The 10,795-nt window shown below is 64.3% G+C and carries 8 protein-coding genes; 3 read left to right on the top strand and 5 right to left on the bottom strand.

All coding sequences use genetic code 11. The features are described 5' to 3' along the window. Positions 1–59: 59 nt before the first annotated feature. Genes C9427_RS09550 through C9427_RS09540 form a run of 3 tightly spaced genes read left to right on the top strand, consistent with a single transcriptional unit; the run spans position 60 to position 3,939 of the window. Positions 60–1,646: a sugar ABC transporter ATP-binding protein gene (locus tag C9427_RS09550; RefSeq protein ID WP_107648909.1), complete on the top strand. Its 1,587-nt coding sequence runs from the start codon at positions 60–62 to the stop codon at positions 1,644–1,646. Then, positions 1,643–2,974, top strand: a complete 1,332-nt coding sequence (locus tag C9427_RS09545) for an ABC transporter permease (RefSeq protein ID WP_107648907.1) — start codon at positions 1,643–1,645, stop codon at positions 2,972–2,974. Before C9427_RS09550 ends, C9427_RS09545 begins: the two co-directional genes overlap by 4 nt. Next, entirely contained in the window at positions 2,971–3,939 is a 969-nt protein-coding gene (locus C9427_RS09540; RefSeq protein ID WP_107648905.1) for a substrate-binding domain-containing protein, read from the top strand. Before C9427_RS09545 ends, C9427_RS09540 begins: the two co-directional genes overlap by 4 nt. Positions 3,940–3,993: 54 nt before the next feature. On the opposite strand, the gene C9427_RS09535 is transcribed toward C9427_RS09540, so the two are convergent. The 5 genes from C9427_RS09535 to C9427_RS09515 form a co-directional block, all read right to left on the bottom strand. Further along, complete coding sequence (locus C9427_RS09535) at positions 3,994–4,452, bottom strand: MarR family winged helix-turn-helix transcriptional regulator (RefSeq protein WP_107648922.1); 459 nt, start codon at positions 4,450–4,452, stop codon at positions 3,994–3,996. A gap of 93 nt (positions 4,453–4,545) precedes the next feature. Then, complete coding sequence (locus C9427_RS09530; protein ID WP_107648903.1) at positions 4,546–5,421, bottom strand: UPF0280 family protein; 876 nt, start codon at positions 5,419–5,421, stop codon at positions 4,546–4,548. Further along, positions 5,421–6,962, bottom strand: a complete 1,542-nt coding sequence (locus C9427_RS09525) for a 6-hydroxynicotinate reductase (RefSeq protein ID WP_107648901.1) — start codon at positions 6,960–6,962, stop codon at positions 5,421–5,423. Before C9427_RS09525 ends, C9427_RS09530 begins: the two co-directional genes overlap by 1 nt. After that, a complete protein-coding gene (locus C9427_RS09520) occupies positions 6,959–9,763 on the bottom strand; it encodes a molybdopterin-dependent oxidoreductase (protein WP_107648900.1) in 2,805 nt (934 codons plus the stop codon). Before C9427_RS09520 ends, C9427_RS09525 begins: the two co-directional genes overlap by 4 nt. Next, positions 9,760–10,617 carry an FAD binding domain-containing protein gene (locus tag C9427_RS09515; RefSeq protein WP_107648921.1) on the bottom strand — a complete coding sequence of 286 codons (858 nt, stop codon included), beginning with the start codon at positions 10,615–10,617 and terminating at the stop codon, positions 9,760–9,762. The genes C9427_RS09520 and C9427_RS09515 overlap by 4 nt, the downstream gene beginning before the upstream one ends. Positions 10,618–10,795: the final 178 nt, after the last annotated feature.

Genomic DNA, 10,795 nt, shown 5'->3' with positions numbered 1-10,795 from the left:
GAAACGTTTAGATTAGCCTTCGGAAGGTTCTACGACGACGGAGGGAGGCCGTTCTTGTCATGGAGCACGCTAATCCCATCCTGTCCGGGGACGTTGCGGCGGCCGATCGCCCGGGCGTCGTTCTGAGCGCCGAGCATATCTCCAAGACATTCGGCGGCATCGCTGCCCTTGTCGATGTCGACTTCGACCTGAGAAGCGGCGAGGTCCATGCGCTGATGGGGGAAAACGGCGCCGGCAAGTCGACGCTGATGAAAATCCTGTCCGGCGTCTACACCGACTATGACGGCACGGTTAGCGTCGATGGCCACGCGATTCGCTTTGCCGGTGTCCGCGACGCCGAGGATGCCGGCATCGCCATCATTCATCAGGAACTAAACCTGGTTCCCGAACTCAGCGTTGCCGACAATATCTTCCTGGGGCGCGAGAAGCTGATTGCCGGGCTGGTCGTCGACCGCAAGGCAAGCAGCCGCGCTGCCGGCGCGCTGTTGCAGCGGCTCGGCATCGAACTCAACCCGGAAGCGCGTGTCGGCGCCTTGCGGGTCGGCGAGCAGCAACTGGTCGAGATCGCCAAGGCGCTGTCGATGTCGGCGCGCATCCTGATCATGGACGAGCCTACTTCCGCGCTTTCGCCGGCGGAATGCCAGAGGCTGTTCCGCATCATCCGCCAGCTCGCCGGCAGTGGCGTGGCGATCGTCTATATCTCACACCGGATAGACGAGGTCATGCATCTGGCGAGCCGCGTCACGGTGTTTCGCGACGGGCGCCATGTGATGACCGACGACATGGCGAGGCTCGACGAAAACGCCATCATTTCGGCGATGGTCGGGCGGGACCTGCTGGCCTCCTCGCAGGAAGAACGCAACACCGGCGGCAAGACCGTGTTGTCCGTCAGCGCCTTGTCGTTGTCGAAACCGGACCGCCACGGCTGGCGCACGGTGCTCGACGGCGTCAGCTTCGATCTTGCCGAAGGCGAGATCCTGGGCATAGGCGGGCTGCTGGGCTCGGGCCGAACCGAAATCCTGGAAACGATCTTCGGCTCCAGCGGCGGGCGCGCAGGCGGCGATATCAGGCTCGATGGCAAACCGGTGGCTATCCGTTCGCCGCGCGACGCCCGCAGGCTCGGCATCGCCCTGGTGACCGAGGACCGCAAGACGCAAGGCCTGCATCTCAAGGCATCGATCACCGACAATGTGGCGCTACCGCTGGTCGGCGCGCTGGCGCGGTTCGGCATCCGCTCGATTGCCGGCGAACAGGGGCTGGCTCGGCATGCGGTCCGGGCGCTCGGCATACGCTGCGAGGATATCGAGCAACCGGCCGGCACGCTGTCCGGCGGCAACCAGCAGAAGGTCGTCATCGGCAAGTGGCTGGCGACAAGGCCGCGGGTGCTTTTGCTGGACGAGCCGACGCGCGGCATCGATGTCGGCGCCAAGCGGGAAATCTACGATCTCATCTTCAAGCTGGCGCGAGATGGGCTCGCCATCGCCGTCATCAGCTCGGAATTGCCAGAGCTTTTGCATCTTTCCGACCGTATCCTGGTCATGGCCGACGGCCGCCAGACCGGGATCCTCTCACGCGAACAGGCCAGCGAGGAGGCGATCATGCGGCTTGCGGCACCACGCCGGACGATAGCGAGGTCTGCTGCATGAGCCTGTTGAGCGTGCTGTCCCGGACCAAGCTCTATTGGGGCCTGATCGCCATCTTCCTGATCGGTGTGCTCGGCTCGCCGATCAGCTCGAAGGGCAACAACATCTTCCTGTCCTACGGCAATCTGCTCGATGTGCTGCGCCAGGTGTCGACCACTGGCTTGATCGCCACCGGCATGACGGCGGTGATCATCACCGGCGGCATCGACCTCTCCGTCGGTTCGCTGATGGCGATCTGCACCGTGGTCTGCGCCATGCTGCTGACGGTGCCGGGCGTGACGCCGGGAGTCGTGCTGGGCGTGCCGACCGTCGCCGTGGTGGCGCTTTGCCTTGGCATCCTCGTCACCCGTTTCATCCTCCTGAACCTGGCAAAGTCGCGCGCCGGCCCGGAGGCCATGCGCGACGTCAGGCTGGATAGCGTCCGCGGACTGGTTGCGCCCGGCATTGTCGGGGTGATCCTCTGTTGTCTCGCGCTGTGGTTCCTGCTGCCGCAGATCAGCACGAAGTTCGGCGTGCTCGGCGTGCTGCTGGTTGCGCCTTGCGTCGGGCTTTTGTTCGGCGCGCTCAACGGCTTCATCATCGTTGCCGGCCGGCTGCAACCGTTCATCGTCACGCTGGCGATGATGGTGACGGCGCTCGGCATCGCGCGGCTGACCGCCGGCCAGAACAATGCGGTGCTGCCGGTCTATACCGGATCGAACGCCACCGCCGATTTCGAGGTACTGCGCTCGCTGGTGTTCGGCGTCATCCCGATGCCGGGCCTGTTCTTCCTCGGCGCGATCCTGATCTACGGCGCGGTGCTGCGCTTCACGCCGTTCGGCCGCTATGTCTACGCCATCGGCGGCAATGAAGAGGCGGCGCGGCTTTCCGGCATCGCTGCCGGGCGCGTCAAGATCGCCACTTATGCCGTGTCAGGGCTGCTCGCGGGCATCGCGGCGGTGCTTTATGTCGCGCAATATCGGCAAGGCAAGCCGGATGCCGGCGCCGGGCTGGAGCTCGACGCCATCGCAGCGGTGGTCATCGGCGGCACCAGCCTGATGGGCGGACGCGGCAGCCTGATCGGAACATTCTGCGGCGTGCTGATCTTCGGACTGCTGTCGAACATACTGCAGCTGCACAACATCAATTCGAACCTTCAGCTCGTGCTGAAAGGGATGATCATCATCGGCACCGTGCTCGTGCAAGAGCGCAACGCCGCTGATCTTCTCTTCTATCTGCGCCTGCTGTTTGCCCCTTTGTGGGGCGGGCAGACGGCGCACAAGGAAACGGCCGCGGCAAAGCGGCCGTCAAAAGAGACCCCGTCTCTAAATCTTGGAGGAAACAAGAAATGAAACGACGTGACATGCTGAAGCTTGCCGCCGTCAGCGCGGCCCTGCTGACCACGACCGCGCTCCTGACCAGCGGCAGCGCCTTTGCCCAAGACAAGAAGTGGAAGATCGGCTTTTCTCAGGTGACCACTATCGAACCCTGGCGCGCCCAGTTCAACAAGGACATCCTGGCGGAAGCCGCCAAGCATCCGGACGTCGAGCTGATCGTCACCGATGGTGAGGACAAGACCGAAAAGCAGGTTGCCGATGTCGAGAACCTGATCCGCCAGGAAGTCGACGCGCTGCTGGTGTCGCCGAAGGAATCGGCAGGCCTGACCGGTGTCGTGCAGCAGGCGATCGACGCCAAGATTCCGGTCTTCGTGCTCGACCGCAATGTCGACACCAAGGACTACACGCAGTTCGTCGGCGGCGACAATGCGCTGATCGGCCGGGCCGCCGGCGAATATGCCGTCGAGCTTCTGGGCGGCAAGGGCAAGGCATCGGGCAATGTCGTCGAGATATGGGGCGGCATGGGCACGCAACCGGCGCATGACCGCCATGACGGCTTCCACGAATTCACCGACAAGGAGCCGGGCATCAAATATCTGCTCGACCAGCAGTCGGGCGACTGGAAGCAGGACCAGGCCTACAACATCATGGCGACGGCGCTGCGCAACAACGAGAAGATCGATCTCGTCTACGGCCACAACGACCCGATGGCCTATGGCGCCTATCTTGCCGCCAAGGATGCCGGCCGTGAGAAGGATATCAAGTTCATCGGTATCGACGGCCTCCCCGGCGAAGGCGTGACGCTGGTCAACAATGGCGAACTGACCGCGACCTTCACCTACGTCACTCCGGGCGCCGAAGGGTTGCGGCAGGCGATCAAGTTCCTGAATGGCGAGAAGGTCGAGAAGACCATCACGCTGCCGACGGAGAAGATCACCAAGGAGAATTCCGCGCAGATCCTGAAGGATAACGGCCTCTGAGCCGAGGCACTCCTGCCGGGGCCTGCCCGGCAGGAGTGTTTTTCTCAAGCAGGCTCAGGCCAGCTTGGCCAAAAGCTTCATGAAGGTGGCGACCTCCTTCTGCGAAAGCGGCGCCAGTGTTTCCTCGGTGATGTCGCGGGCAAGCGGAATCAAGCGCTCGATTGCGTCGCGGCCTTGCGCGGTCAGATTGACCAGCAAGCGCCGCTTGTCGACCTCATGCTTGGAAAGCTCGACCAGGCCCCGCGCCTTCAGCCGGTCGATGACGCCTTTGACCGTCGCAGCGTCCATGGCGATCAACGTGCCGAGCTGATTCTGCGAGGTCTCGCCAACGTCGCGCAATTTGGCCAGAGCGGCGAACTGCGGCGGCGTCAGGTCGGCGATATGCGCGGCGAAGATCGAGACATGGCGCTGATGCGCCTTGCGCAGGATGAAGCCGACCTGCTCCTGCAGGTGGTAGTCATTCTCATCGGGCTCCTCGACCTCGACCAGCTTGAGCAGGTTTTCCTCGCTCACGGCAGCCAGCCCCAAGTCTTGACGCCTTTTGCGCCGCAGCCATCGCTGCGTGCCGCCTCCGCGGCAGGTCCGCCCTGATGAAGGATCGAAAACTCAGGCATGGGCAACTTCCTTCCCGGGAACTTTATTGGGCGCGGCAAGCGCCATGGAACCACTAATGCGGCTTTGGCCGGCCAGGAAAAGTGCCGCGGCAGCAATCAGGCCACGCTGGCGAAAATCATCGGCGACAGCAAGGCCGCTGTCCAGTGCGGTGGCGATGTCAGCAGGTGAAAGCGGCCCAACAGAAGTTGTGACCAGCCGGCCGCCCAGATCGCTGTCGGGCGCCAGATCGCGCGCCGGCACGCGTTTGACGGCGGGGTGGCCGGGCAGGTTGACAGCGTTGGCGATCAGGGTGGCAGCGGCATCGGCTTCAGCCCCCGTCCGCGCCAGCACGGTGACGGCATCGGCGATGCCTAGCGAAAACGAACGTCCGCGCCAGCCGCTGGTTGCTACACCGCCAATCCCGTCCTCGGCACGAATGGTGATGCGGTCCGCCAGACCATGCCCCGTCCCGGCGATGGCGAGGGTTATGGAACGACCGCTGCCGAGATGGATCGCGCTGTCGCCGCCATTGTTGACATAGGCGCGGTCGAGTTTTCGCCCGGCAAGCAAAGCGGCAAGAATTTCGTCGGCTACCGAACCGGCGACCGCGGCCATTGGCGTGATGAAACCTTGCGCCAGCGGTGAGACTGCCGCCTCCATGCGCTGCGCTGCCGGACCGGCGAAAGCGCGCCGATCAAGGCTTGCCGGCTTGCGGAGTTCGGCAACTTCGCCGACCAGCTCCGTCAAAACCGTCTGGAAGCGGGTCACCGCCTGGCGATAGGCAGCGGCACATTCGCCGGCGTCACCAAAAGCCTCGATGATCAGGTCGATTGGGCCGTGGTTGAGGTGCAGCCGCCTCTGCAGCCAGTGCGCCTGCGGGCCGTTCATCACGCCGCACCATTGGCGGCGGCGCGCCGCAATTGCGCCAGCGGCGGCCAGGGATTGCTCGCCGGCGCACCGGTGCCGCGACGCGGGTTGAGATACTCGCCACCCTTGGCAAGGATGTCCTCGACGCTGCGGATTTCGGCCTCGTAGCCGCCCAGCCTGACATAGTCGTCGCGGCGCAAGGTGAACTCGATCGGCGCCACCAGCGCAGGCGTCGGCACATAGCCGAAGGCGCCTTCCGGGACTCTGATAACATCGACCATTAGTGTGATGCCGCCGCCCGGCCAGACATAGACCGGCGCGCCGCCCACAGTGACATAAGTCTTCAGGCCTTGCACCGAACGGGTCAGATTGACCGGGTTCTCGGTGACGCCGGCGCGCAGCGAACCGCCGGCGCCGCCGATGAACAGCACCGTGCACAAAGCCGGCTCGCAATTGTCCTCGATCAGGCCGACCGACTTTTGCAGCCGCTCCGGGAACGGTTTTTCGACCGGCTTCAGCTCGTCGTCGAGTTCGTAATAGGCGAACTGCTCGCCGGTGGTCGAAACCATCAGCAGCGACAGGCCGGGGCGCGCGCCCTTCTTGGCATTCCACTCACCGAGGATCGACAGCGGGTCGGAAATGCTGGTGCCGCCCCAGCCGAGGCCGGGCTCCGACACCTTGAAATAACGGCCAGGCGTCGAGCGCCGACCGATGATCTTTATGCCTGTGTCCTGCCAACCCAGCACCTTGCCGGCCTGATGCTCGGAGACGACGCCGGTGATGTGGTCGTCGACCACCACCACTTCGTCAACCAGGCCGCGCCACTGGGTGGCGAACATGCCGATGGTGGCGGAACCGCAGCCGACCCGCATGCGGTGTTCGATCTTGCCGTCGATGACCGGTGGTTTGCCGGCTTCGACGATGACCGCAGCGCCGCCGTCGATGGTGAGTTCGACCGGCTTGCGGTTGCACAGATTGAGCAGCGCGTCACATGTGGCGCGGCCCTCAGCCTTGGAGCCGCCGGTGAAATGATGCACGCCGCCAAGCGACAGCATCTGCGAGCCGTATTCGCCCGTGGTGACATGGCCGATGGCCTCGCCTCCGGCGCGAACGGTCGCGGTTTCCGGGCCTAAATGGCGGTCGGTGTCGATCTTCACCTTGACGCCGCAATAGGAGAAGATGCCCTCGGTGACCACGGTGACGAGATCGACGCCCTCGACCTGCTGGCTGACGATGAAGGGGGCCGGCTTGTAGTCGGGATAGGTGGTGCCGGCGCCGATGGCGGTGACGAAGCGGCGGCCGTTATTGACCAGTTCACCGTTCCATTGCTCGCCCTCGGCGACAAAAGGCACGACAGTGCCGCCAGTCTCGGCCGCGTGATCGAGAATGGTCAGCGGATCCATGCGCACGATGCGTCCGCCGACATTGCCGTAGCGGTCGCAGGCGCCGGTACGGCCGTCAGCGATGTAGCACATGACCGGACAGGCATCGCAGCGGATCTTCTCCGCCACCTGCTTTTCGCCGGGGTCGTGGGTTTCGAAACGTTCGGCAAGCTCGCTCATCGGCGTGCCTCCTTGTCGCGGATGGCCGCGCGAATGCGGCTGGGCGTCGCCGGCACCTTGGTGACCAGCACGCCGGTGGCATGGCGGATGGCGTTGAGTATCGCCGGCGCTGTCGGGATCAGCACGTGCTCGCCCAGACCCTTGGCGCCAAAGGGTCCTTCCGGGTCCGGAACTTCGATCAGGATGGTCTCGATCGGCGGCACGTCGCCGATGGTCGGGATGAGATAGTCGTGCAGGTTCTCGGTGCGGCCGGGGATGTACTCCTCCATCAGCGCCATGCCGATGCCTTGTGCGATGCCGCCCTCGATCTGGCCTTCGACCAGCAGCGGGTTGATTGCCTTGCCGACATCGTGCGCGGCTGTGATTTTTATGAGCGTCACGGTGCCGAGCCTGAGGTCGACTTCGAGCTCGGCGATTTGCGCGCCATAGCCATAGACGGCGTAAGGCTTGCCCTGGCCCTTGGCATCCAGCGGCAGTGTCGGCGGGTCGTAACTTTCCTCGGCGCGGAAGACGAAGCCGTCGGCGTTGGCTTTCAGTGTGGAAAGATCGATATGCCGTATCGCTTCGCCCTCACGGATGATCAGGCTTGTCCCATCGAGGGCGATCGCCGCCTTCTCCGATACATTGGCGAAGCGCAGGATCGCGTCGCGCAAGGCGCGGCCGGCCTTTTCGGCGGCCTTGCCGGTGACGAAGGTCTGGCGTGAGGCCGAGGTCTTGCCGGCGTCCGGGGTGATCGCGGTGTCGGCGCTTTTCAGCCGGAACTTTTCCAACGGCAGGCCAAGCGCGTCGGCACATATCTGGCTAATCACGGTGTTCGAGCCTTGCCCGATATCGACCGCGCCCTGATGTAGGACGACATCGCCTTCAGCCGAAATGCCAACCTTTATGGTCGATGGATTGGGCAGTGAGGTGTTGCCACAGCCATACCAGCAGGAGGCGACACCGACGCCGCGCTTTTTTGCTCCGTTCGTGGCATTAAACGCCTCCGCATCGGCGAGCGCACGTGACCAATGCGGCCGCAGCGCCTCAAGGCACTCGGCAATGCCGACCCCGTCCAGTTTCTGGCCGGTAACAGTTTCGGAGCCGTTACGAAGGCAGTTTTTCAGGCGAAAATCGAGCCGATCAATGCTCAGCTTTTCGGCCAGCTCATCATAGAGGGTTTCCTGCATGATCGTCGCCTGCGGTACGCCGAAACCACGGAAGGCGCCCGAGATCGGACCGTTGGTGTGGATGGCGCGGCCTTCGGCGCGATAGTTCGGCGTGAGATAGGGGCCGGAGGCATGCACCGGCACGCGGTTGGCCACCGTCGGCCCCCAGCTCGCATAGGCGCCGGTGTTGAAATCGCCTGTGAAGACCATGCCATTGACAAGCCCACTGGCATCGGCGCCGATGGTCGCGCTCATCTCGGCCGGATGGCGCTTGGTGGTCGATATCATTGATTCATTGCGGGTGTAGGCGAGTGCGGCCGGCCGTCCGGTTTTCATGGCGACGAGGCCGATCAGCGGCTGCAACGAGACATCGAGCTTGGAGCCAAAACCGCCGCCGGTGGCGGTCGGCATGATGCGCACCTTGTCGACGGCGAGGCCGAGCACCTTGGCCGTTTCGTCGCGGTCCATATAGGGCGCCTGCGTGCAGGCTACGACGACAAGCGTGTCGCCATCCATATAGGCATAGCCGGCTTCCGGCTCGATATAGGCGTGCTCGACATAGGACGTGTCGATGCCGCCCGAAACGGTGAAAGCGGCGCCGGCAAGGGCGGTTTCGGGGTCGCCGCGCTCGACAAATCCGGAGGTAAGCAGGTTTGCCGGCCGGTTCTCGTGGATCAATGCCGCGCCCTCGGCCTGCGCTTCGCCAGGCTGCAGAAAATGCGGCAGCTCGGTCCATGCAATGGGGAAATCCGTAAGGTCGAGATCGAGGATGGCCTCGCGGTCGCCGGCAATCAGCGCTACCGCTTCGCCGCGAAACCGCACAAAGCTCTCGGCCAAGGCCGGCTGGTCGACAAAGGGGCCGATGACGCCGAAACAGTTTTTTCCGGGAATGTCGGCGGCGGTGAAGATGCCGGTAATACCGGGGTGTTTCTTCGTCCAGGCGTCGAGATCGCCGAATGTAAAACGCGCGTGATAATGCGGCGAGCGGACCACCAGCACGGCTAGCGCATCGGCCGGAAAAGAGTCGCCACCGAATTTTTCACCGCCGGTAACCTTGGGCAGGCCGTCGAGGCGGATCGGCGAAGAGCCCACGGCCGAGCCCGATTGCGGCATGCGGTGGTCGAGACCTTCGGCATGACGCGAGGCGTCCATCACCGCGGCAATGATCTTGCGGTAGCCGGTGCAGCGGCAGAGGATGCCGCCCAGCGCATCCTGGGTTTCGGCTTCGGTCGGGCAGGGTTTCTTCTCCAGCAGCGCGGTTGCCGCGATCAGCAGGCCGGGCGTGCAGGCGCCGCATTGCGCTGCGCCATGGTCGAGGAACGACGCCTGCAGCGCCGACAGCCTGCCATTGGCAAGGCCTTCCACGGTCGTCACCGCCGCGCCGGCCACTGAGGCCGCCGGCATCAGGCAGGCGCAGACGGGTTCGCCGTCGACCAGCACGGTGCAGGCGCCGCAATCGCCGGCGTCACAGCCGACCTTGGTGCCGGTCAGATGCAATTCGTCACGCAGCACCGAGGAGAGGCGGCGCAGCGGCGGCACGCTGACGCTGACGGCCGCGCCGTTGACCTTGAACGCGATGTCGGCGCGTTCGATGCTCACGGCAGGCTGAGCTATGCCAAGCCGAGCTTGGTTCATGTCGGGCTGAGCTTTCATGCCGCCGCCACCTTGTTGCCCGGTGCCACGGCGCCAAGCACGGCACGGGCAACGATCTCACGTGCCGCGTCGAGCCGGTATTCGGCGCTGCCGCGCACATCGCCGATCGGCGACAGTTCGTCCATCGGTGCGGACTGGATCGCAGCGGCCAGCGCATCGTTGACAGGCCGGCCACGCAAGACGGATTCGACGCCCGCGAGGCGCTGGGCGACAGCCGAGCAGGAGCCGACGGCGACGGCGGCATCACCTATGATGCCGTCCTCGACGACGAGGCGCGCTGCCACCATGGCAATGGAGATGACGAGATAGCGCCGCGCGCCGAGCTTCACGAAGCAAGAAGTACCGGCAGCAGCGGGTTTCGGAATGCGAATGGCCGTGACCATTTCGCCTAGCCGCAAATCCGTGCGGCGGTTTCCGAGGATGAATTCTTGCAGCGGCAAAGTGCGGACCGTCACCGCCGAACGCAGTTCGACCTCGGCGTCGAGCACGAGCAGCGCCGGCGCGCCGTCGGCGGCCGGAGAGGCATTGCAGAGATTGCCGGCGATGGAAGCGACATTCTGGATCTGCACGGAGCCGACTTCGCGGGCCGCCTGCTTCAGCGCATCGAAAGCCGCAGGCAGCGGATGGCGGACCAGATCGGTCCAGGTCGTGCGTGCGCCGATGACCCAATGCGCGTCTGTTTCGGCAATACCGCGCAACGCGGCCAGGCCATTGATGTCGAGGACGTTTTCTCGAAAAGGCCTGCTGCCTTGCGCCGGGTAGAAATCGGTGCCGCCGGCAAGGATGCGCCACGAGGCCTCGCCAAGCAAAGCGAGCGCTTCGTCGACGGTGGTGGGTTTGGCGTAACGGATCACGCTTTGCCTTCCAACAAAAGCGGCCTTCGCAGGGCCTTGCCGATGGATTTCCAAGCCTCCAAACTCGGAAAAATTCATTCGTATGCAAATGATATCAAGCCGGCAGGAATTGTCAAAGCCAGAGTTTTGCGACGCCATCGCATCTGTACCCCGGAACGCATTTGTTACGCAGTCGAGG

The organism is Mesorhizobium helmanticense (assembly GCF_003034915.1).
GTDB classification, from domain to species: Bacteria; Pseudomonadota; Alphaproteobacteria; order Rhizobiales; family Rhizobiaceae; genus Mesorhizobium; species Mesorhizobium helmanticense.
This window is presented reverse-complemented; position numbering and strand designations above follow the sequence as displayed.

What these genes read in the sequence shown, in the direction of transcription:
- C9427_RS09550 (WP_107648909.1), top strand. Translation starts at nt 60, where the DNA reads ATGGAGCACGCTAATCCCATCCTGTCCGGGGACGTTGCGGCGGCCGAT.
- C9427_RS09545 (WP_107648907.1), top strand. Translation starts at nt 1,643, where the DNA reads ATGAGCCTGTTGAGCGTGCTGTCCCGGACCAAGCTCTATTGGGGCCTG.
- C9427_RS09540 (WP_107648905.1), top strand. Translation starts at nt 2,971, where the DNA reads ATGAAACGACGTGACATGCTGAAGCTTGCCGCCGTCAGCGCGGCCCTG.
- C9427_RS09530 (WP_107648903.1), bottom strand. Translation starts at nt 5,421, where the DNA reads ATGAACGGCCCGCAGGCGCACTGGCTGCAGAGGCGGCTGCACCTCAAC.
- C9427_RS09525 (WP_107648901.1), bottom strand. Translation starts at nt 6,962, where the DNA reads ATGAGCGAGCTTGCCGAACGTTTCGAAACCCACGACCCCGGCGAAAAG.
- C9427_RS09520 (WP_107648900.1), bottom strand. Translation starts at nt 9,763, where the DNA reads ATGAAAGCTCAGCCCGACATGAACCAAGCTCGGCTTGGCATAGCTCAG.